The sequence below is a fragment of the Agreia sp. genome (genome assembly GCF_964263775.1).
Classification (GTDB): Bacteria; Actinomycetota; Actinomycetes; order Actinomycetales; family Microbacteriaceae; genus Agreia.
The window spans coordinates 20,878-42,175 of sequence record NZ_CAXVWM010000016.1; the positions used below are offsets into that span (position 1 = coordinate 20,878).

The window sequence follows — 21,298 nt, forward strand, 5'->3', positions numbered from 1 at the left end:
GTACCGATGCGAGATCGGCACACGTTCGGTTCGGAATCGGGACGACTCGTCCTGCAGCCACGTGTGCCAGACTTGGCCCGATGCCCCCTATGCTACCGGCGACCCGAGAAGGCGAGCCCAGCCTGAAAGACGTGTTGCCCAGTTGCCTCGCGGCGGTCCAGGGCGAGAAGAACAGGCTCGGGCTCCCGGCCGTCTCGAAGACCGTCGTCATTCTCGTCGATGGACTCGGTGCATCCGCCCTGCGCCAGCGCACCGGGCATGCCCGCTTCCTCGCGTCGAGATTCTCGAAGAAGGCGACTCTCGTCAGCGGGTTCCCGACGACGACCGCGACGGCGCTCGCGTCGCTCACAACCGGGGCGTCACCGGGAGAGCATGGCCTTGTGGGGTATTCGGCTCTCGTTCCGGCCTCGAACAGGGTGGCCAACCAACTCACCGGATGGGCGTCCGACATGCAGCCGGCCGTCTGGCAGAGGCGCTCCACAATGTTCGAGCGCGCCGGCGAATTCGGAATACACGCCGCGGTCATCGGGCCTCGACGCTATGAATCCTCGGGCTTCACCGAGGCGGTTCTGCGCGGAGCGCGCTACGTGCCCGCCGATTCGATCGCAGAGAGATTCGACGCCGCCCGCTCGGTGCTCGACGCCCACGCCCGCTCTCTCTCGTACGTCTACGTACCCGAACTCGACATGACCGCACACGCCGAGGGATGGCAGTCGGACCGGTGGACTCACCTGCTCGAAGAACTCGACTCGGCAGTGCAGTCGTTCGTGCGAACTGTTCGCACTGACGAGGGTGTGCTGCTCACAGCCGACCACGGCGTGCTCGACGTGCCCCAGACATCCCAGGTGCTCTTCGGCGACGACCCGTCGCAGATGGCCGGCGTGACCCATGTCGCCGGCGAGCCCCGATGCGTGCAGCTGCATCTCGATGCCGGCCTCACAGACGACGCCCGTCGGGCGGTCCTGGATGCCTGGCGCCGGACAGAGGGTGACCGAGCGTGGGTGCTCACCCGCGACGAGGCCATCGACGCGGGCTGGTTCGGTCTCGTCGACGACGACGTCAGGCCTCGCATCGGCGACATCATCGTTGCCGCAGCGAAGAACATCGTCTACTACGACGCCCGCAAGATCAACGACCCCGCGCGCAGGATGGTCGGGCAGCATGGATCGTGGAGCTCGGATGAACTGGTCGTGCCCCTGCTCAGGTTCGGCGCGTTCGCACGCTGATCTGCTCGGCCTGAGGGGTCACGCGAGGTCGTCGTCGGTTCGCGCCCCGAAGACGATCTCATCCCAGCTGGGCATGGCGGCACGGCTGCGTCGTGGAGGCTTGGGCTGTGACGGCGCAGGCGCGGCCGATCCTGGCGTGTCTATACCGTCTAGGGTCGCGTCGCTGCGGGTTGCGTCGGTGCGGGTTGTGTCGGTGCGGGTCGCGTCGCTGCGGGCGGCGGAGGCCCAGATCGACGACGTGAGCGTGGGTCGTGCCTCTGGGTCGCGGGTCGGCGCCTCGGGTGTGCTGGAGCCAGCAGTGCTGCTGGATGCCGATCCGCTGTCGTCGAAGTCATCGACGAAGACGGCGGCTTCGCGTTCTCCCCGTCGACGGCGCAGAGCCTCGAGGAGATCGGCCGTCTGATTCAGGTTCTCTGTCGGTCGTTCCTCTGCCCGCGAGATGGCGGCCGAGGTCGCAGCCGCCGACGACTCGGCCGACGGCGTACTGCGACCGTAGGGGATCACCTCGGGGTTGGGCGCGGTGTCGTTCGTGGCGACCGGGGTCGCCGACAGGATGACGTCAGACGCGTCGGCGGTGTGAGATGAGACCGCACGAAGCCTGGGAATGAGGCCCTCGGTGATCTCGCCGTTCTGCGACAGGGTGACGGCCTCGGTGTTCAGCGGGGCAAGAGCGTGCCGCTTGGGGTCGTATTGCCAGCGGGCGTCGTGATCGATCTCGTTCGCGGCGAACGACAGCTTCACGATCCAACCCGATTCGTCTTTCCAGCTTGCCCATCGCTCGTCGGAGGCGCCGAGTGCCTCGAGGCGCTCCTGGATGGCCTCGCCGAATGTCGATGTCGGTTCTTCGCCCAGCGGATCGAGGGCGGAGTCGACCTGTACGGCGACTTTGAGTGCGGAGTTGACGACATATGCGCGTTCCGCCAGCACGGGACCCTCGAATCGCTCGACGTAGTCGAGGTCTGCGCCGGTGAGGCGGCCCACCTCCTCGGCCGACAGACCGGAGCGGATATGCCCCTGGATCTCACGAGGCGAAATGCGCTTGCCCGTCGACGACGGCGTCAACGTCTGCCTGATTCGGCTCTGAAGCACGTCGTCGATGGCGATGCGATATCGCTCGCCGGCGTCGGATGCAACGAGGAGGGCGCCGTCTTCGACGCCGATTACTGTCAATTCCTGCATGGTGAAGAGGCCTCCAGCGGTCACTGTTGCTACGACCATGCCACGCCCAAGAGCCGAATACCGGGAATGTATTGGGCGTGCCGCAAGTTGATGGCCTCGTTGTGCGATACGGGCTCTCAATCCGAATTGCTATTCCGGTGGCTTTCGTGCAAACTAACGCCGCCGATTTGGTTTTATCAATCTCCTCAGAAGTGGATGGGCATGGCAACTGATTACGACGCTCCGCGCAAGAACGACGACGATTCGGAGTCGATTGAAGCGCTCAAAGAGCGCGTTCCAGACAAGATGTCTGGCGTCGTAGATGTTGACGACGCCGACAATCCCGGCGGCTTCGAGCTGCCGGGCGCCGACCTCTCCGACCTCGATCTCGACGTCGTCGTCCTGCCGCCCCAGGCCGACGAGTTCACCTGCGTCAACTGCTTCCTCGTGAAGCACCGCTCGCAGATCGACCACGAGGAGAAGCTCGGCCCGATCTGCGTGGAGTGCGCCGCCTGAGGCAGAGCACCGCGCACGGCCGCTGACACCTAGTGCGACAGGGCGGCCCTCAGCCCCTCGGGATTCCGGGACGACACGAGCCAATACGGCGTCGGGTCGTCCGGATCCTCGAGGGGTATTTTTACGACCGGATCCACCCATCCGCGCAGGCAGAGCCAGGCGCGCGCATCGAGGCGTTGGCCGCGCTGCAACGTTGCCGCTTCCCCCCTGTAGGTGGAAGCGGGGCCGAGCAGGTCGACCGGGATACGGGCCCTGCCCGCGGTCAGCGTGCCGTTCTTCACCTCGATGACCGGTGCGAGCACGACGAAGATCCCGGCCAGCCCTCCGAAGAGGACGGCGGCCGCAATGACGCCCGCGATCAGGTTCACCGGCGCGAGCACGAGGATGCTGGCCGGGATGACGAGTGCGGTGGCCAGGTAGATCCAGATTGAGGGCCAGAGCCGCTCTCGATACGAAGACATGCTTCTATTCGACCAGAAAAACTGCACTACCCTCGACTTCGTGACCCAGTCAGTCGAAGTACTCATCCAGGCCGCCGACGTCCCCCGGTATTCGCACCCCGGCGACGCAGGCGCGGATCTCACGTCGACGGAGGCCCTCACGCTCGCTCCCGGAGAGCGTCGACTCGTCGGCACGGGCGTGCGGATCGCCCTCCCCGACGGCTTCGCGGCGTTCGTCGTTCCACGCAGCGGACTCGCCGCCAAGCACGGGATCACGATCGTGAACTCCCCGGGCACGGTGGATGCGGGCTATCGGGGGGAGGTCAAGGTCGCCCTCCTGAATACGGACAGCACCGTGTCGTACGATATCGGCGTCGGCGATCGAATCGCCCAGCTCATCGTCATGCCGGTCACCCGAGCCGTCTTCATTCCCGTCGCCACCCTTCCCGGGAGCGACAGGGGGGCGGGAGGGTTCGGTTCGACCGGCTACGCGTCGTCACTCGCCGACGATGGGCCCGCACGCCTCGAACCACAAGGAGAGAACGCATGAGCGATCTGCACAAGCCGAACGCCGAATCGAGCGATGAGTCGACGGATGGGTTCGACGACGATCTGCCGCTGGATTCCAAGTCGGCTCCGGCGAATCGCGCAGAAGACGGACCGTTCGACGCCGACGAGGCGAACCCCGCCCGACCCTATGTCGACCTCGGTGGCCTCAAGATCCTTCCCCGCGAAGGCCTTCATCTTCGACTCGAGGTCGAAGAGGGCACCAACCGCGTCGTCGCGGTCGGCCTCGATTTCGCCGGCTCCACGCTTCAGGTACAGGCCTTCGCCGCACCTCGTTCTACCGGACTCTGGCACGAGATCCGAGCGCAGATCGAAGACCAGATCACCAAGCAGGGTGGCACGAGCACCGCTCGCGACGGTGTGTTCGGGCCAGAACTCGTGGGAGAGGTGCCCGTGGCCGCCGGCACGTCCGCCGATGCGTCCTCATCGCGTCTTGCCCGCTTCGTGGGAGTCGATGGGCCTCGATGGTTCCTCCGAGGCGTGATCGCAGGCGAAGCCCTGACCAATCCCACGGCCGAACTCGCGATCGAAGAGTTGTTCCGCAGCGTCGTCGTCGTGCGCGGAACGCAGCCCATGCCGCCCCGTGACCTGATTCCTCTGAGCATGCCGAAGACCGCAGCGACCGCGTCTCCCACGACGAGCGCCTGATGACCGATCCGCTGCCCGGCGACGAGGCCCCGGCCCCCAGCCTCTCGCAGACATTCGCGGATGCGGCCCGGCGGGCGGGAATCGGCCAGGTGACGCCGGGCGAGACTCCCACCGCGGCATCGCTCGTGCGCGCCATCGGCGGGGTACGCGGACTCGTCGAGTCACTTCTTCCCGGAATCGCCTTCCTCGTCATCTACACGGTCACCAGCGACCTCACCCCGAGCGTCGTGGCGCCGGTCGTCGTTGCCGTGGGCTTCATCGTCGTGCGCGCGATCACCCGAAGTCCGATCATGCCGGCCATCGCAGGCCTCCTGGGCGTCGCCGTGTCTGCGGCGCTCGCCTTGTTCACCGGGCGCGCGGAAGACAACTTCCTTCCCGGCCTCATCATCAATGCGGTCAGCCTGGTGGTGCTGTTGGCGTCGGTCATCGCCCGCTGGCCCCTCATCGGCGTCATCGTCGGACTGCTCACGGGCGATGCGACCGGATGGCGGTCGGATCGGGCCAAGTATCGAGTCGTCGTCGTGGCCACGTGGTGCTGGGTCGGGCTCTTCGCCCTGCGGTCGGGCGTCGAAGTGCCCCTGTACCTGGCGAGCGAGGCAGCCGCTCTGGCGTCCATGAAACTGATCCTGGGCGTTCCCCTGTACGCCGCGATGCTGTGGGTGACCTGGCTTCTCGTTCGCGCGGCGTTCGGCCACACCAAGTCATCGGTCGACACGCGACCCTGACCTCCGCCGGGGCATCCGTCGAGTGGTACTATTTATCTCGACGTCAAGATAGATTGCGACCCTCGCATCGAGGCCCGTTTCGTCGACGCAGTTAGGTTATCCTTGCTAGCCTTTCCGCGTTCTGCAGGGCAAAGATTGACTTCAACCGCGCGAAGGAGATGGCCACGTGTCGAAAGTCAACAGCTTTGGATCGAAAGATCAACTGAAGGTCGGTAATGACTCGTACGAGGTTTACCGCATCGACAAGGTTGCCGGGTACGAGAAGTTGCCCTTCAGCCTGAAAGTTCTTCTCGAGAACCTGCTGCGCACCGAAGACGGCGGCAACATCACGTCGAACCACATCACGGCGCTCGGCAGCTGGGTTCCCACTTCCGAGCCCGACACCGAGATCCAGTTCACCCCCGCCCGCGTCGTGATGCAAGACTTCACGGGGGTTCCCTGCATCGTCGATCTTGCCACCATGCGCGAGGCGGTCGGCAGCCTCGGCGGCGACCCGACCAAGATCAACCCGCTCGCGCCGGCCGAGATGGTGATCGACCACTCGGTGATCGCCGACCTGTTCGGCTCCGAAGACGCCCTCGAGCGCAATGTCGACCTCGAGTACGAGCGCAACGGCGAGCGCTACCAGTTTCTGCGCTGGGGACAGACCGCGTTCGACGACTTCAAGGTGGTGCCGCCCGGAACGGGCATCGTGCACCAGGTCAACATCGAATACCTCGCCCGCGTCACCATGACCCGCGAGGTCGACGGGGTTCTCCGCGCCTATCCCGATACGTGTGTCGGCACCGACTCGCACACCACGATGGTCAACGGCCTCGGCGTGCTGGGCTGGGGCGTCGGAGGCATCGAGGCGGAGGCCGCCATGCTCGGCCAGCCGGTCTCGATGCTCATCCCCAAGGTCGTCGGCTTCAAGCTCTCGGGTGCGATCCCCACGGGTGTGACGGCGACCGACGTCGTTCTGACGATCACGCAGATGCTGCGAAAGCACGGCGTCGTTGGCAAGTTCGTGGAGTTCTACGGAGCCGGGGTGGCCGAGGTGCCCCTCGCGAACCGGGCGACGATCGGAAACATGAGCCCGGAGTTCGGCTCGACGGCCGCGATGTTCCCCATCGACGACGTCACGCTCGACTACCTGCGCCTCACGGGCCGCAGCGAAGATCAGGTCAAGCTCGTCGAGGCCTATTCCAAACTGCAGACGCTGTGGCACGACCCGAGCATCGAGCCGATCTTCAGCGAGTACCTCGAGCTCGACCTGGCAACGGTCGTTCCCTCGATCGCCGGACCCAAGCGTCCGCAGGATCGCATCGAACTCAGCGAATCCAAGAGCCAGTTCGAGCGCGATCTCAACGACTACACCCGCGTCGAGCACGACATCGTCGACCTCGTCGGCACGGGATCGTTCCCGGCCTCCGACCCCGGCGAACTCTCTCCCGAAGACGCGGAGCCCGCACGCGCCCACAACCATTCGCACGCCAGCCACGCGCCCGCGACGGCATCCAAGCCCACCGCGGTGTCGCTCGAGAACGGCACGAACTTCACCCTCGACCATGGCGCAGTCGCCATCGCGGCGATCACGTCGTGCACGAACACGTCGAATCCGTCCGTGATGCTCGCCGCAGGCCTCCTCGCCCGCAACGCGAGCCTGAGGGGCCTCAAGGCGAAACCGTGGGTCAAGACCACGCTGGCGCCGGGGTCGAAGGTGGTCACCGACTACTACGAGAAGGCCGGCCTCACGACCTATCTCGAAGACCTCGGTTTCTACACCGTCGGGTACGGCTGCACCACGTGCATCGGCAACTCCGGCCCGTTGCTCGACGAGATCTCGACGGCGGTTCAAGACAACGACCTGGCCGTCACGGCTGTCCTGTCAGGAAACCGCAACTTCGAGGGGCGCATCAACCCCGACGTCAAGATGAACTACCTCGCGTCGCCGCCGCTGGTCATCGCATACGCCCTCGCCGGGTCGATGAACTTCGATTTCGAGACGGATGCCCTGGGTACGGACACCGACGGCAACGACGTCTTCTTGAAAGACATCTGGCCCGACGCGGCCGAGGTGCAGTCGACCATCGACACCTCGATCGACACCGACATGTTCCAGCATGAGTACGCCGGCGTCTTCGATGGCGACGAGCGGTGGCGCTCACTTCCGACGCCCGAGGGCGCGACCTTCGAGTGGGATGCCGAGTCGACCTACGTGCGAAAGCCCCCGTACTTCGATGGAATGACCATGGAGACGACGCCCGTCACAGACATCGTCAACGCCCGCGTGCTGGCCAAGCTCGGCGATTCCGTGACGACCGACCACATCAGCCCCGCCGGATCGATCAAGGGCGACAGCCCCGCGGGCCGCTACCTCGACGAGCACGGCGTCGATCGCAAGGACTACAACTCCTACGGTTCGCGTCGGGGAAACCATGAGGTGATGATCCGCGGCACCTTCGCGAACATCAGACTCAAGAATCAGCTGCTCGACGGCGTCGAGGGTGGTTACACCCGCGACTTCACTCAGCCTGACGGGCGCCAGTCGTTCATCTACGACGCCGCTCAGAACTACGCGGCCGCGGCGACCCCGCTGGTGATCTTCGGCGGCAAGGAGTACGGTTCCGGCTCGTCCCGCGACTGGGCGGCGAAGGGCACGAGCCTTCTCGGCGTCAAGGCCGTCATCACCGAGAGCTTCGAGCGCATCCACAGGTCGAACCTCATCGGCATGGGCGTCGTTCCCCTGCAGTTCCCTGCGGGAGAATCCTGGGCGTCGCTCGGACTCGACGGTACGGAAATCGTGAGCATCGCGGGCATCGAACAGCTCAACTCCGGCGTCACACCGCGCACCGTGCGAGTCACCGCCGCCCCCAGCGACCAGTCGCCGGCGGGAAAGCAGACGGTGGAGTTCGAGGCCGTCGTGCGGATCGACACCCCCGGCGAGGCCGACTACTACCGCAACGGCGGAATCCTGCAGTACGTGCTGCGCAGCCTCGTCGCCTGATCAGCCGGAGCGCTCCCGGCGGATGCCTCATAGCATCCCGGGGGCGCTCCGAGCGTTCCCGACGGCGCTCGGGGCGATCCGTCATAGACTCGGAAGAAGGGGCCGACCGGTCCTCGAACCGAACTGAAAGGCCGTCTGCATGAGCCTGCTGGAGAACATCTCGGGTCCCCGGGACCTCGACGCTCTCAGCCAGAAGCAGCTCGTCCAACTCGCTGCCGAGATCCGCCAGTTCCTCGTCGCCGAGGTGTCGAAGACCGGGGGACACCTCGGGCCGAACCTCGGTGTCGTCGAGACGACCCTGGCCATCCATCGTGTATTCGACTCGCCCCGCGACGCGATCGTCTTCGACACGGGTCACCAGACTTACGTGCACAAGCTCCTCACCGGCCGACAAGACTTTTCCCGCCTGAGGCAGCAGGGCGGACTCGCGGGCTATCCGCAGCGCTCAGAGAGCGTGCACGACGTCGTCGAGAGCTCGCACGCGTCGAGTTCGCTCTCGTGGGCCGACGGCATCTCGCGTGCCTTCGAGATGACCGGGCAGAACGACCGGCACGTGATCGCCGTCGTGGGAGACGGCGCACTCACGGGCGGCATGACGTGGGAAGCGCTCAACAACATCAGCGATGACAACACCCGCAAGCTCGTCATCGTCGTGAACGACAACGGTCGCTCGTATGCTCCGACTATCGGGGGCATGGCCCGCTACCTCAATTCGGTGCGCACCAACACCAAGTACCGCAACCTTCACCAGTCGTCGAGGCTGCTCTTCGACCGATTCGGTGGCCCTGGGCGCGCCATCTACCGCGGAATCCGCGGCGGCACGCACGGGTTCTTGAGCCGATTCACGAACAACGAGGCGCTGTACTCCAACCTCGACATCAAGTACATCGGCCCGATTCACGGGCACGACCTGCAGGCGATGGAGGAGGCACTCCTTCAGGCCAAGCGCTACGCCCAACCGGTGATCGTGCACGCGATCACCGAAAAGGGGCGCGGCTACGAGCCGGCACTCAGCGACGTCGCCGATCAGTTCCACGCCGTCGGGCAGATCGATCCCGAGACCGGCGAGGCGCTCGGCGGGCCCAGTGCGCCGTCGTGGACAGGCGTCTTCAGCGACGAGATCGTCGCTCTGGCAGAGAAGGATCCCACGATCGTGGGGATCACCGCCGCGATGCTTCGCCCGACCGGCTTGCACAAGCTCGCCGAGCGATTCCCCGCGCGGGTCTTCGATGTCGGCATCGCCGAACAGCACGCCGTCACGTCGGCCGCGGGCCTCGCCTTCGGCGGACTTCATCCGGTGGTGGCCCTCTACGCCACGTTCATCAACCGGGCGTTCGACCAAGTTCTGATGGATGTCGCGCTGCACCGCGCCGGCGTGACTTTCGTCCTCGACAGGGCCGGTGTCACCGGCCCCGACGGGCCGAGCCACCACGGCATGTGGGATCTCGCGATTCTCCAGGTCGTGCCGAACATACGGTTGAGCGCTCCTCGCGATGCCGAGCGACTCCGCGAGGAGCTTGGTGAGGCGGTGGCCGTGTCCGACGGTCCCACCGTAGTGCGCTTCCCGAAGGGCAGCGTGGGCGACGAGATCGTCGCCGTGCGTCGCCTCGGCGACGGTGTCGACGTGCTCGTCGAGCACGAGCGCAAAGACGTGCTGATCGTGACGGTCGGCCCCATGGCGAAGACCGGACTCGACGTGGCCGAGCGGCTTGCCGCGCAGGGAATCGGTTCGACGGTGATCGATCCGCGCTGGGTGGTGCCGGTGCCCCGCAGCGTGCTCGATCTCGCCGCGGAACACCGCATCGTGATCTCTATCGAAGACGGCATCCGTGTCGGTGGAGTCGGCACCAGAATTCGTCAGGATCTTCGCGACGCGGGAATCGACACGGCTGTAACGGAACTCGGCTTGCCCGACGAGTTTCTCGATCACGCGGAGCGTGCTCAGATCATGGAACGGGTCGGTCTCACGCCGCAGCACATCGCACGTGACGTCGTGGCACAGGTTCTGGGCAGCAAGATTCCGATCGCCCGTCCGCTCGAGGGCGAAGAGGTAGACGAGCGGCGCGTCCCGCGCTGAGCGTCAACTCTTCTCCCTCGAGCCCCCGAGAGCGGTGCCGCTACGGGGTTCCGGCTATCGTCGGGTGGTGGAAGGTGTCTCCGAAGACCCTCTCGCTCGCGCCGACCCGGTCGAGATACGGTGTCGCGCCGCCCATCTGAAAAGGATAGCCCGCCCCCAGAATGAGGCAGAGATCGATGTCTTCGGCCGCGTGCACGACCTCGTCGTCGAGCATGCGCTTGATCTCGTCGGCCAGGCCGTCCTCGACTCGGCGCAAGAGTTCCGCCTCGGTGAGGGCAGCGCCGCCCGGGCCCCCAGCGGCGACTATCTTGACGGCCGCCTTGTCGAATCCTTTGATGACACCCTTCGAATCGCGGTCGAAGATCTTGCCGTGTTCGGCGAGCCGGTGCAGGTTGGGACTCTCGAAGAACCGCTCGGGGAACGCAGCATGGTGCGTGTCGAGAACGTGCGCTCCGACCTTGAGACCCACCAGCTCGAGCAGTTCGAACGGTGTCATGGGCAGACCGAACGGCTTCAGTGCGTTGTCGACGACCTCGAACGGCGTTCCGGTGTCGACCGCGTGCATCGCCTCGCCCAGCAGTTTGGCCAGGATGCGATTGACCACGAAACCGGGGGTGTCGCGCGTGATGACGGCATTCTTGCGCAGCTTCGCCGCCGTCACCATCGCGGTGCTCAGAGTCGATTCGTCGGTGGACGGCGTGTTGACGACCTCGATCAGAGGCATCACGGCGACCGGGTTGAAGAAGTGGAACCCGACCAGACGCTCCGGGTGCGCGAGCTTCGCGCCGATCTCTTCGACAGACAGCGACGACGTGTTGGTCGCCAGCACGGCGGTGTCGGACACGTACTTCTCGACGTCCGCGAAGACATCCTGCTTGACGCCCAACTCTTCGAAGACGGCCTCGATCACCCAATCCGCGTCGGCGAAATCAGCCTTGTCGGTCGTGCCGGACACCAGCGCGCTGAGCCGATTGGCCTCATCGGAACCGATACGCCCCTTGTCTCTGAGCGCGGCGATCTCATCACGGATATAGGCAAGGCCCTTGTCGACCCGAGCCTGGTCGAGGTCGGTGATGACGACGGGCACCCGCAGCCGACGAACGAAGAGCAGCGCGAACTGGCTGGCCATGAGTCCGGCACCGATGACGCCGACTTTGGTAACCGGCTTGGCGAGGGTCTTGTCTGGCGCGCCAGCCGGCCGCTTGGCCCGCTTCTGTACGAGGTTGAACGAGTAGATGCTTGCTCGAAACTGGTCGCCTGCGATGAGGTCGGCCAGCGCATCGTCCTCCCGGGCGAATCCCTCCTCGGCAGAACCGGACTTCGCGGCCTTCAGGAGGTCGAGCGCGACGTAGGGCGACGCCGCGACGGTGCCGATTCGAGACTCGAGCATCTTTCGCGCAATCGAGATGGCGGCATCCCATTTCACGAGACGTTCGATTTTGCCCGGCATGTTCGGGCGCTTCACCGTGATGCGACCCTCGAGCACCTCATCGGCCCACTCCAGGGACTGCTCCAGGTAGGCGGCCGGTCCGAAGATCGCATCCGCGATGCCGAGGTCGAAGGCCTGCCTGCCCTTCAGTGTGCGGTTGTTCTTCAGTGGATTCTCGACGACGACCTTCAGCGCGTTCTCGATGCCGATGAGGTTGGGCAGGAGGTAGGCGCCTCCCCAGCCCGGAATGATGCCGAGGAAGACCTCGGGGAGGGCCAGTGCGGGGATCGACGAGTCGATCGTGCGATAGTCGGCGGCCAGGGCGACCTCGACACCGCCACCGAGGGCGAGCCCATTGATGAACGCGAAAGTCGGTACGCCGATTTCGGCCATCTTGCCGAAGGTGAAGTGACCGAGCTGCGCCATCTGCTTGGCGAGGGCGCGGCTCGGGATGTCGCTCACCTTGGAGAGGTCGGCACCCGCCGCGAGAATGTAGGGCTTTCCCGTGACGGCGACCGCCTGGACCTCTCCCGAGGTCGCCCGCACCGCGAGGGCATCGAGCGCGGCTCCGTATTCGAGGAGGGATACTGGCCCCAGGGTGGAGGGGCGCGTGTGGTCACGGTCGTTGTCGAGCGTGATGAGGGCCAGGATCTTTCCGCTCGGAAGCGGGATGTCGCGAACATAGGAGTGCGTGACGACCTCGTCTGCCGACAGGTCGGCCAGAGCGGAAAAATCGATCGCGGAATAGTCGGTCATCGCTTCGCTGCCTTCGCCTTCTTGGTGTAGTGCGGGTTCTCCCAGATCACGGAGCCGCCCTGGCCGAGTCCGATGCACATCGCCGTGAGGCCGTAGCGAACCTCGGGGTGCTCCTCGAACTGGCGCGCGAGCTGGTTCATCAGGCGAACGCCAGACGAGGCGAGCGGGTGGCCGATCGCGATGGCGCCCCCGTATTCGTTGACACGAGCATCGTCGTCGTCGATGCCGAAGTGATCGAGGAACGAGAGCACCTGAACCGCGAAGGCCTCGTTCAGTTCGAAGAGCCCGATATCGGTGATCGAGAGCCCGGCCTTACGCAGTGCCTTCTCGGTCGACGGCACGGGTCCGATTCCCATGATCTCGGGTTCGACCCCGGCGAACGCGAAGCTGACGAGCTTCATCTTCACGGTGAGTCCGAGTTCTTTCGCCACATCGCCGCTGGCCAGCAGGCAGGCGGTGGCGCCGTCGTTGAGTCCCGACGAATTTCCGGCGGTGACACGGCCGTGCGGTCGAAAGGGCGTGCGCAGACCGGCGAGCCCCTCCAACGTCGTCTCCGGGCGGGGCGCCTCGTCTCGGGTGGCGAGCCCCCAGCCCGCCGCGCTGCGGGTCGCGACGGGAATGAGATCGGGCTGGATCTTGCCCGCCTCATAGGCGGCAGCGACCTTCTGCTGGCTGCGGAGCGCGTAGCGGTCGGAACGCTCTTTGGTGAGGGAAGGGAAGCGGTCGTGGATGCGCTCCGCCGTCGATCCCATGTTCAGCGCCTCTTCGGAGACCAGCTTCTCGGCAAGGAAACGAGGGTTGGGGTCAGCGTCGAATCCCATCGGATGCCTGCCCATGTGCTCGACTCCGCCCGCGATGGCGAGGTCGTACGCTCCGAATCCGATTCCGCTGCCCAGTGTGGTGACGCTCGTCATGGCTCCGGCGCACATGCGATCGATCGCGAATCCGGGAACGGACTGGGGGAGCCCCGCCAGAAGTGCCGCGGTGCGCCCGAGCGTGAGCCCCTGGTCGCCCTGCTGGGTCGTGGCTGCGATGGCCACCTCGTCGATTCGCTCCGCGGGAACGGCCGGGTTTCGCTCGAGCAGGCCGATGATCGCCTTCACAACGAGATCATCGGCACGGGTCTGCCAGTACATGCCCTTTTCGCCCGCACGCCCGAAGGGTGTGCGCACCCCGTCTACAAATACGACTTCGGCTGTTTCGGCCACTTTGCCTCCTTCTGGTTGAGAACCGAGACGATCCTAGGCCGGGGCATGTGAGCCGTCGGCATCCATTGACTCTTTCTACGACGAGGCTTCGGGCTCGTTCTCTGCCTTTTGGCGGGCATCGACAAAGCCTTGGGCGATCGGCTGTGCAGTTAGTTCACGCTGCCACGGCCGCGCGCCCAACGCCGCCAGCGACGAGGAGATCGCTTCTGCGGTCACGGGCTCGGGCGGGGTCCAGGCGATTCTGCGCAAAATCTCGGGAGTGAGCAGATTCTCGACGGGGATGTTGACGAATTCGGACAGTTCAGCGAGTGCCGACCGGGCGGCCTTCAAGCGCGAGTCCGCCTCGGGGTTGCGGTCCGCCCAACTTCGAGGAGGCGGCAGCGTGTCTTCATTGCGGCGATGTGCCGGCAGGTCGGTGGCGGCCTTGCCTTCTTCGAGCGCCGCCCACCACCTGTCGATCTCGGTGCGGCTCGCCCGGCCCGAGAATTCTCTCAAGGCGGCGAGCTCGCGCTTGGATTCGGGAAGCACACGCGCAGCCGCGACCAGGCTCGCATCGGGCACGAGTCGGCCGGGAGACACATCGATCTCTCGGGCCAGGGCGTCCCTCGCCAACCACAGAGACCTGGCCACGGCGACGTTGCGAGGATTGCGAAGCGAGTGCACGCCCGTGAGCCTGCGCCACGGCTCGGCCGCGACGGGCTTGGGCTCCTTCGCTCGTGTCGCCTCGAACTCCTGGGCGGCGATCACGGCTTTCGAATTCTCGATCAGGAGCTCTGCGAGCTTGTCGCGCAGGTCGGGGAGCAGTTCCACATCGAGGGCGGCGTACTCGAGCCACGATTCCGGCAGCGGTCGGCGCGACCAGTCGGCCGCCGAATGCTCTTTCTTGAGGTGGATCCCGAGGAACTCTTCGACGACGCTGCCGAGGCCGACCCGGGGAATCCCGAGTAGTCGGGCGGCGAGTTCGGTGTCGAAGATGACACGGGGATCGAGTCCGACCTCGCGGAGGCACGCCAGGTCTTGACTCGCGGCGTGAAGAATCCACTCATCCCGTGCGATCGCATCGTTGAGTTCCGAGAACGATCCGATCGCCGGAGGATCGAAGAGGAAACTGCCGGCACCGCGACGGTACAGCTGGATCAGGTAGGCACGCTGAGAAAATTTGAAGCCGGATGCCCGCTCCGCGTCGACCGCGATGGGGCCGTGACCCGCGGCGATCACGTCGACGGCCTCGAGGTAGGCCTCGCGAGTATCGATGACCGTCAGTGCACGGGTGCGCGGCGCCGGCTCCGTGAGTGCGTGTGGCGCCTCGACGTCGAGCACGGCCGTGCCATCTTCGGCTATGCCGTGTTCAGTCACGGTGTCTTCGGTCACGTTGTCGTCAGTCGCGCCCAAAGCGCCTCGCATTCAATTGTGTGACTCCGTCGACCGCGGGGGGAAGACCGGCGAGCATGCAGAGCAGTTCCCCCCAGCCTTCCACATGCGCCCTCACGTCGTAGTCGTCCGGGGTCCAGGATGCGCGGAGTTCGATCTGCGCCCCGTCGCCCTGCGACTTCAGTTCTCCGAATCCGCTGGAGATGATCTTGGTGGCGGTGCCCGATGCTGCGGAGTATCGGGCACCGCGCGCGTCGAGCGCATCGACGAGCCACGACCACGTGACGTCGGCAAGAAAGGGGTCGAGCCCGATCTCGGTCTCGAGAGGAGCTTGGGCGAAGCAGACGACGCGGAACGTTCCTCCCCAGGCCTCCGGTTCGTCCGGATCGTGAAGGAGGATGAACCGTCCGGTGCCGAGCTCCGAATCCGACCCGTGACGCTCGGGATTGACGTCGGCGGCGAGCGCGAGCGAATACGGGGCGAGGTTGGCCGGCGAAGGAATCTCGTTGACGACGAGTTCCGGGCGGGTCACAGCTGCGCGAACGGCTGCCACGGCAGCCTCGAAGGCCGCGGAGGGTTCGGACGTGGTTGGAGTGTCGGACACGTCTGCAGACTAGAGTTTTTCGCACGCTGCGCTCCGCAGGCACGCCGACGAAGACTATTGCGGGCGGGAGCGCTGGACCTGTGCGATCAGAACGTGGCTCGAACGACTGTGACTTCACGCGACTCGGGCGCGCACCTGTCTCTTGATGCGCGCGAGCATGGCCGTCATCCCTCGAACGCGCAGGGGTGAGACGGCCGCGGTGAGCCCCAGCATGCTCGGATAGTCGTCGGCTACCGCGAGCACCTGATCGACCGACAATCCGTCGATGCCCTGCACGAGAATCGACGCGAAGCCGCGGGTGGTGGGCGCCTCGGCAGGTGCCATGGCGAACAGATGCACCGACCTGTCGGGGTCGACCTCGACGACGATGAAGATCGGCGACTGGCATTCCTCCACGCGTTCGAAGAGGTCGGGGTGATCCCGGTAGCGCTCGGGCAGCTCGGGCAGCTCATTCGAGAACTCGAGCAGCAGCTGCAATCGCTCCTTCACCTCGAGGCCGAGAAAGTCGTCGCGGATCTCCGCAAGGGTTTCGGGTAGTTCTGTCGCATCCATGTCAGTGAAATTATGGCCCACGAAAAGTGCGACCTACCGCGCCGAGACCGCGCCAGGGGCGTCGCCCGTCGCGATGGGAACGCGCACCGCGCTTCCCCACTCCGTCCACGATCCGTCGTAATTGCGCACACCCTCGAACCCCAGGAGGTGGGTGAGCACGAACCACGTGTGGCTCGATCGCTCTCCGATGCGGCAGTAGGCGATGATGTCGTCTCCGTCGACGAGACCGGCTCCAGCCCTGTAGATCTCGTTCAGTTCGTCGAGGCCGCGGAAGGTGCCGTCAGCGGCGGCCGCCCGGGCCCAGGGCACGTTCTGCGCCGTAGGAATGTGCCCCGCGCGGAGCGCCCCCTCTTCGGGGTAGGCAGGAGCCGTGGTGCGCTCGCCGGAGTACTCCTCGGGTGATCGCACGTCGATCAGCGGGTTGCCGAGGTGGGCGAGCACATCGTCCTTGAACGCGCGGATGGCCGAGTCGTCGCGCTCCACGACCGGATACGAGGCCGCAGCTGTCTCCGACTCGTCTGTCGTGACGGGCCTGCCCTCGGCGATCCAGGCATCCCGGCCGCCGTCGAGGAGGCGCACGTCGGTGTGGCCGAACAGGGTGAACACCCACAGGGCATACGCGGCCCACCAGTTGTTCTTGTCGCCGTAGATGACGACGGTAGTGTCTCTCGAGATGCCCTTCGATGCGGCAAGCGCGGCGAACTGCTCACCCGAGATGTAGTCGCGCACGACGGGATCGTTGAGATCCGTGTGCCAGTCGATCTTGACCGAGCCGGGGATGTGCCCGGTCTCGTAGAGCAGCACGTCTTCGTCGGACTCGACCACCACGAGGCCGGGCTCGCCGAGCCGGGGTTGCAGCCAGTCGGTGCTCACCAGACGCTCGGGATGCGCGAATTCTGCGAAGCGGGGCGACGGATCGGCGGCGACGGCCATGGGGTTCCTCCTGGGTGCGTGCGAACGGTCGGGGACCGAACGGCGGGGTTCTGCGGTTTAGTCTGGAGAGACTTGTCTCCCTATCGAATCTATGCCGTTCGGGTGTCCGTTCTCCCGCACATGTCACCATTCGACACAAACTCCTCGGAAGTGCTCTTACATGGCGTCATCCTCCCCGACCACACTCGTTCGACTCGTCGATCGCGCGCCGAGCCTGTCGGGGGCCGAGATGGCCGCGGTTCTCGTGCCACCACGGCAGTTCGACGGCGCCTCGTTCGACTCCTTCCGACCCGACCCCGATTACGCATCGCAGTCGGAGGCCCTGGAGATCGTGCGAACCTTCTCCGCGTCTCGTGCTCCGACGGGGCGCACCGGAGGCTTCTTCTCTCGTCAGAAGAAGACTCCGGCAGGGCCGACCGGTATCTACCTCGACGGCGGCTTCGGCGTCGGCAAGACCCACCTCCTCGCAGCGCTGTGGCACGCGGCGCCCGGGCCGAAGTATTTCGGCACCTTCATCGAGTACACGGCGATCGTCGGGGCCATGGGCTACGCGGCGGCGGTTAAGCTCTTCACCGGCGCCACGCTGATCGCCATCGACGAGTTCGAACTCGACGATCCGGGCGACACGATGATGATGACCCGCCTGCTCACCGAGCTGAGCGCATCCGGAACCCGCCTGGCGGCCACGAGCAACACTCCGCCGAACGCGTTGGGCGAGGGACGGTTCGCCGCGGCCGACTTCCTGCGCGAGATCCAGTCGCTCTCCGACCGGTTCGATACGGTGCGCATAGACGGTCTCGACTACCGCCGACGAGACATCGAGGGGCACGCCCGCACCCTCGACCACACCGAAGTCGACGAAGCCGTGTCGGCCATGCTGCACACGTCGCCGGCGGCGACGATCTCTCGTGACGACTTCAGCGGCCTCATCGCCCACCTCGGCACCATCCACCCGTCGAAGTTCGTCAAGCTGCTCGACGGCATCGACGCCATCGTGCTCGACGGCGTCGCGCCCCTGCACAGCCAGACCGACGCCCTGCGATTCGTCGCCTTCATCGACAGGGTCTACGACGCGCAGATCTCCATCCTCGCCACAGGGACTCCCCTCGACGAGGTGTTCGCGGGCGACATGATGACGGGCGGCTACCGCAAGAAGTACCTACGCGCGGTGTCGCGGCTGATCGCGTCGACCCAGTACTGAGTCACGGTCGTACCGGGGCTCCGCTGTCCGCTCTTCGGTAGGGCCGCGAAACACAGTTGTTACATTGCACCCGGGAGCGTTACGAGCCGGAAACATTCGAGCGCATGTTGTGAAACTTCTTCACACGATAGTTGGGCATACCCGAGAGAGGCGCGCGCGCTGGTTACCTTCTAACAGCACCCTCGTTCGTCATCATCTCTCGGCGCACCTTTGCACCAACTAAGAGAGGTAATTTCAATGGAGCTGGACCAGGGCAATACCGCCTTTTTGCTCATAGCAGCGGCCCTCGTACTTCTGATGACGCCGGGACTCGCGTTCTTCTACGGGGGACTCGTCAAGGCCAAGAGCGTGATCAGCATGATGATGCTGAGCTTCGGGGCCATGGGGCTCATCGGCGTTCTCTGGGTGCTGTACGGATACGCCATCGCGTTCTCGAACGGCGGTGTCGGAAACTTCGTCGGCATCGACGGCTTCATCGGAATCGACCTCGACCAGCTCGGTCTGAACGGTGTCTTCGCGTCGGCGACCGACGGCGACGCCGCGTTCCCGGCCATCGCCTTCGCCGCGTTCCAGGCCACCTTCGCGATCATCACGGTCGCGCTGATCTCCGGTGCCATCGCAGACCGCGCCAAGTTCGGCGCCTGGATGATCTTCGCCGGGGTCTGGGCGACAGTCGTGTACTTCCCCGTGGCCAGCTGGGTGTTCAACTTCACCCTCGGTGACGAGGGTGTGATCGACGGCGGCTTCATCGCCTACAACCTCGGAGTCATCGACTTCGCCGGTGGCACGGCGGTTCACATCAACGCCGGTGCAGCCGCCCTGGCCCTGGCACTCGTCCTCGGCAAGCGCGTGAACTTCGCCAAGGGCATCCACAAGCCGCACAACCCTCCCTTCGTACTGCTCGGTGCCGGTCTGCTCTGGTTCGGCTGGTTCGGCTTCAACGCAGGCAGCGAGCTCGCCGCCGACGGCATCGCCGCGATCGCGTTCCTCAACACGATCGCCGCTCCCGCCGCCGCCATTCTCGGATGGCTCGTGGTCGAGAAGATCAAGGATGGCAAGCCCACCTCTGTGGGCGCCGCGTCGGGAGCCGTCGCCGGCCTCGTCGCGATCACGCCGGCGTGTGCCGCGCTGTCGCCCTTCTGGGCAATCGTTCTCGGTGTCATCGCCGGTGCCGTCTGCGCACTCGCCATCGATCTGAAATTCAAGCTCGGCTTCGACGACTCGCTCGACGTCGTGGGCATCCACCTCGTCGGCGGCGTGATCGGCACCCTCTACATCGGACTCCTCGGCGAGGGCGTCGGCCTGTTCTTCGGTGCAGGCCCGGCCCAGCTCGGCAAGCAGGCGCTGTCTGCGCTCATCGTGATGGTGTACTCGTTCGTTCTCTCCTACGCCATCGCGCTCGTCATCGAGAAGACGGTGGGCTTCCGGGTCAAGAACGAAGACGAGATCGCCGGAATCGATACCGTCGTGCACGGCGAAGAGGGATACATCCTCCTCCAGGAGACGCGCTGACGCTCCTTTCGCGTCACCTGATACAGCGACCGACGGCGTGCCGCTTCCCAGCAGGGGAGCGGCACGCCGTTCGTCGTGTCAAGGCTTCGTGCGTCAGGACTTCTTGGTCGCCGTCCGGTTCTCGGCGGAGACCATCCAGGCGTACTGCTCGAGCCGCTCGATGATCGCGTGAAGGATGTCTGCGCTCGTCGGGTCGGCTTCGTCGACCTCGTCGTGCACATCTCGCATCGTTCCGACGACCGCCTCGATCCGCACGGTGACCAGGTCGACGGTCTCCGCCGTGTCGACTTCGCCATTGGGGTATTCGGGAAGCGTGGTGGTCGAGGCGACGGTGTCGCTTCGACCATCCGGCACCGCGTGCAGCGCACGGAGACGCTCGGCGATCGTGTCGCTGAATTCGCGGGCTGCGTCGATGATCTCGTCGAGCTGCAGGTGCAGGTCGCGGAAATTCTTTCCGACGACGTTCCAGTGAGCCTGTTTTCCCTGCAGGTGCAGTTCGACGAGGTCGACGAGCACTTTCTGCAGGTTGTCGGTCAACTCCTTGGAGGCCTTGAATCCTCGCTCGGCGTTCTGCCGGCGGGTGCTTTTCGCTCCCGCGTCGCTGGGGGACTTCGTCGGACGTTCGATGGTGGTGGTCATGATGTTTCCTTTCGAATGGATTCGCGGTGAGTGACGGTCAGATGGTCGCGACGGATCCCGAGTCGACGCGGTAATTCGAGCCGTTGACGAAGCTGGCCAGGTCTGAGCAGAGGAACGCGACGACGCTGGCCACCTCTTCGGGTTCTCCTCGTCGGCCGAGTTCCATGTACGGCCGCTCGTCGGCGAGGAAGCTGTCGATGGCCTGGTCGACCGAGGTGCCGGTCTTCTCGGCGCGCTTGGACATCATCGCGTCGGTCATCGGGGTGTGGATGAAGGCGGGGGACACGGCGTTGACGAGAAGTCCCTCGCTCGCGTAGCTGCGCGAGAGCCCCTTCGCCAGGGCGAGAACTCCCGCCTTCGCGGCGCAGTAGGGGAGCTCGTCGTCGTAGGGCTGCACGGCGTCCTCCGAGGCGAGGAACACCAGGCGGCCCCACCCGCCTGCCCTCAGGTCGGGCAAGAACTCGGCAACCAGACGCACCGGTCCGAGCAGGTCGACCGTGAGCGTGTCGACCCATCCCGCGTCGTCGATCTCGTGGAAGAGGCCCTGCGCGCCAGTGATTCCGGCGGACTGCACCAGGATGTCTATCTGTCCGACCGCATCCGCCACCCGTGCATGCAGAGACGCCAGCGATTCCGTGTCCGTCACATCTGCGGCGAAGGCGTAGAGCGTGCCATCGGGTGCGCCGAGCCGGGCAGCGGCCTCGTCGAGCGACGCCTGATCGAGATCGGTGATGACGACGGTCACGCCCT

Annotated in this window: 19 protein-coding genes; 9 read left to right on the forward strand and 10 right to left on the reverse strand. The window is 65.5% G+C overall.

The features are described 5' to 3' along the window. Positions 1-80: 80 nt before the first annotated feature. The gene (locus ACE5CZ_RS01830; RefSeq protein ID WP_374945655.1) at positions 81-1,226 is read left to right on the forward strand and encodes an alkaline phosphatase family protein; all 1,146 of its coding nucleotides are present in this window, start codon (positions 81-83) and stop codon (positions 1,224-1,226) included. An 18-nt stretch (positions 1,227-1,244) separates the two neighbouring features. Here the strand turns inward: ACE5CZ_RS01830 and sepH are convergent, their stop codons facing one another. Then, the gene (gene sepH / locus ACE5CZ_RS01835) at positions 1,245-2,444 is read right to left on the reverse strand and encodes a septation protein SepH (protein WP_374945656.1); all 1,200 of its coding nucleotides are present in this window, start codon (positions 2,442-2,444) and stop codon (positions 1,245-1,247) included. A gap of 162 nt (positions 2,445-2,606) precedes the next feature. On the opposite strand from sepH, the gene ACE5CZ_RS01840 reads away from it, so the two are divergent. Further along, positions 2,607-2,900 (forward strand): DUF4193 domain-containing protein, encoded by a 294-nt coding sequence (locus ACE5CZ_RS01840; protein WP_055928962.1) that lies wholly within the window; start codon positions 2,607-2,609, stop codon positions 2,898-2,900. A gap of 29 nt (positions 2,901-2,929) precedes the next feature. Here ACE5CZ_RS01840 and ACE5CZ_RS01845 read toward each other — a convergent pair whose 3' ends face one another. Then, complete coding sequence (locus ACE5CZ_RS01845; protein ID WP_374945657.1) at positions 2,930-3,361, reverse strand: DUF3093 domain-containing protein; 432 nt, start codon at positions 3,359-3,361, stop codon at positions 2,930-2,932. 40 nt (positions 3,362-3,401) lie between these two features. On the opposite strand from ACE5CZ_RS01845, the gene dut reads away from it, so the two are divergent. The 5 genes from dut (at position 3,402) to dxs (ending at position 10,343) form a co-directional block, all read left to right on the forward strand. Beyond that, the gene (gene dut / locus ACE5CZ_RS01850) at positions 3,402-3,890 is read left to right on the forward strand and encodes a dUTP diphosphatase (RefSeq protein ID WP_374945658.1); all 489 of its coding nucleotides are present in this window, start codon (positions 3,402-3,404) and stop codon (positions 3,888-3,890) included. Continuing rightward, positions 3,887-4,555, forward strand: a complete 669-nt coding sequence (locus tag ACE5CZ_RS01855) for a DUF3710 domain-containing protein (RefSeq protein WP_374945659.1) — start codon at positions 3,887-3,889, stop codon at positions 4,553-4,555. The genes dut and ACE5CZ_RS01855 overlap by 4 nt, the downstream gene beginning before the upstream one ends. After that, positions 4,555-5,280 carry a DUF3159 domain-containing protein gene (locus ACE5CZ_RS01860; RefSeq protein WP_374945660.1) on the forward strand — a complete coding sequence of 242 codons (726 nt, stop codon included), beginning with the start codon at positions 4,555-4,557 and terminating at the stop codon, positions 5,278-5,280. The genes ACE5CZ_RS01855 and ACE5CZ_RS01860 overlap by 1 nt, the downstream gene beginning before the upstream one ends. 166 nt (positions 5,281-5,446) lie before the next feature. Further along, entirely contained in the window at positions 5,447-8,266 is a 2,820-nt protein-coding gene (locus ACE5CZ_RS01865) for an aconitate hydratase (protein WP_374945661.1), read from the forward strand. Between the two features lie 139 nt (positions 8,267-8,405). Further along, positions 8,406-10,343 carry a 1-deoxy-D-xylulose-5-phosphate synthase gene (gene dxs, locus ACE5CZ_RS01870; RefSeq protein WP_374945662.1) on the forward strand — a complete coding sequence of 646 codons (1,938 nt, stop codon included), beginning with the start codon at positions 8,406-8,408 and terminating at the stop codon, positions 10,341-10,343. Between the two features lie 40 nt (positions 10,344-10,383). On the opposite strand, the gene ACE5CZ_RS01875 is transcribed toward dxs, so the two are convergent. The 6 genes from ACE5CZ_RS01875 to ACE5CZ_RS01900 all read right to left on the reverse strand — a co-directional run bounded on the left by ACE5CZ_RS01875 (position 10,384) and on the right by ACE5CZ_RS01900 (position 17,196). Next, positions 10,384-12,528: a 3-hydroxyacyl-CoA dehydrogenase NAD-binding domain-containing protein gene (locus ACE5CZ_RS01875; RefSeq protein ID WP_374945663.1), complete on the reverse strand. Its 2,145-nt coding sequence runs from the start codon at positions 12,526-12,528 to the stop codon at positions 10,384-10,386. Continuing rightward, complete coding sequence (locus ACE5CZ_RS01880; protein WP_374945664.1) at positions 12,525-13,736, reverse strand: thiolase family protein; 1,212 nt, start codon at positions 13,734-13,736, stop codon at positions 12,525-12,527. The genes ACE5CZ_RS01875 and ACE5CZ_RS01880 overlap by 4 nt, the downstream gene beginning before the upstream one ends. Before the next feature lie 75 nt (positions 13,737-13,811). Beyond that, entirely contained in the window at positions 13,812-15,128 is a 1,317-nt protein-coding gene (locus ACE5CZ_RS01885; protein ID WP_374945665.1) for an HRDC domain-containing protein, read from the reverse strand. Then, positions 15,115-15,711, reverse strand: a complete 597-nt coding sequence (locus ACE5CZ_RS01890) for a DUF3000 domain-containing protein (RefSeq protein WP_374945666.1) — start codon at positions 15,709-15,711, stop codon at positions 15,115-15,117. Before ACE5CZ_RS01890 ends, ACE5CZ_RS01885 begins: the two co-directional genes overlap by 14 nt. A 114-nt stretch (positions 15,712-15,825) precedes the next feature. Continuing rightward, positions 15,826-16,263: a SufE family protein gene (locus ACE5CZ_RS01895; RefSeq protein WP_374945667.1), complete on the reverse strand. Its 438-nt coding sequence runs from the start codon at positions 16,261-16,263 to the stop codon at positions 15,826-15,828. 33 nt (positions 16,264-16,296) lie between these two features. Next, positions 16,297-17,196: a sulfurtransferase gene (locus ACE5CZ_RS01900; protein ID WP_374945668.1), complete on the reverse strand. Its 900-nt coding sequence runs from the start codon at positions 17,194-17,196 to the stop codon at positions 16,297-16,299. Positions 17,197-17,356: 160 nt separating this feature from the next. On the opposite strand from ACE5CZ_RS01900, the gene zapE reads away from it, so the two are divergent. Further along, on the forward strand, positions 17,357-18,397 hold the full coding sequence (gene zapE / locus ACE5CZ_RS01905) for a cell division protein ZapE (protein ID WP_374945669.1): 1,041 nt from the start codon (positions 17,357-17,359) through the stop codon (positions 18,395-18,397). Between the two features lie 243 nt (positions 18,398-18,640). After that, positions 18,641-19,909 (forward strand): ammonium transporter, encoded by a 1,269-nt coding sequence (locus ACE5CZ_RS01910; protein ID WP_374945672.1) that lies wholly within the window; start codon positions 18,641-18,643, stop codon positions 19,907-19,909. A 93-nt stretch (positions 19,910-20,002) separates the two neighbouring features. Here the strand turns inward: ACE5CZ_RS01910 and ACE5CZ_RS01915 are convergent, their stop codons facing one another. Together ACE5CZ_RS01915 and ACE5CZ_RS01920 are read right to left on the reverse strand one after the other, a co-directional pair. Further along, positions 20,003-20,548, reverse strand: a complete 546-nt coding sequence (locus ACE5CZ_RS01915) for a Dps family protein (RefSeq protein ID WP_374945670.1) — start codon at positions 20,546-20,548, stop codon at positions 20,003-20,005. 37 nt (positions 20,549-20,585) lie between these two features. After that, the coding region (locus ACE5CZ_RS01920; RefSeq protein WP_374945671.1) for an SDR family NAD(P)-dependent oxidoreductase at positions 20,586-21,298 on the reverse strand (713 nt) is incomplete at its 5' end.

Bases quoted from the DNA above. Each gene is read 5' to 3' on its own strand.
- ACE5CZ_RS01875 (WP_374945663.1), bottom strand. From the start codon at position 12,528: ATGACCGACTATTCCGCGATCGATTTTTCCGCTCTGGCCGACCTGTCG.
- ACE5CZ_RS01855 (WP_374945659.1), top strand. From the start codon at position 3,887: ATGAGCGATCTGCACAAGCCGAACGCCGAATCGAGCGATGAGTCGACG.
- ACE5CZ_RS01895 (WP_374945667.1), bottom strand. From the start codon at position 16,263: ATGGATGCGACAGAACTACCCGAAACCCTTGCGGAGATCCGCGACGAC.
- ACE5CZ_RS01860 (WP_374945660.1), top strand. From the start codon at position 4,555: ATGACCGATCCGCTGCCCGGCGACGAGGCCCCGGCCCCCAGCCTCTCG.
- ACE5CZ_RS01830 (WP_374945655.1), top strand. From the start codon at position 81: ATGCCCCCTATGCTACCGGCGACCCGAGAAGGCGAGCCCAGCCTGAAA.
- dxs (WP_374945662.1), top strand. From the start codon at position 8,406: ATGAGCCTGCTGGAGAACATCTCGGGTCCCCGGGACCTCGACGCTCTC.
- ACE5CZ_RS01915 (WP_374945670.1), bottom strand. From the start codon at position 20,548: ATGACCACCACCATCGAACGTCCGACGAAGTCCCCCAGCGACGCGGGA.
- ACE5CZ_RS01840 (WP_055928962.1), top strand. From the start codon at position 2,607: ATGGCAACTGATTACGACGCTCCGCGCAAGAACGACGACGATTCGGAG.
- ACE5CZ_RS01845 (WP_374945657.1), bottom strand. From the start codon at position 3,361: ATGTCTTCGTATCGAGAGCGGCTCTGGCCCTCAATCTGGATCTACCTG.
- sepH (WP_374945656.1), bottom strand. From the start codon at position 2,444: ATGGTCGTAGCAACAGTGACCGCTGGAGGCCTCTTCACCATGCAGGAA.
- ACE5CZ_RS01900 (WP_374945668.1), bottom strand. From the start codon at position 17,196: ATGGCCGTCGCCGCCGATCCGTCGCCCCGCTTCGCAGAATTCGCGCAT.
- zapE (WP_374945669.1), top strand. From the start codon at position 17,357: ATGGCGTCATCCTCCCCGACCACACTCGTTCGACTCGTCGATCGCGCG.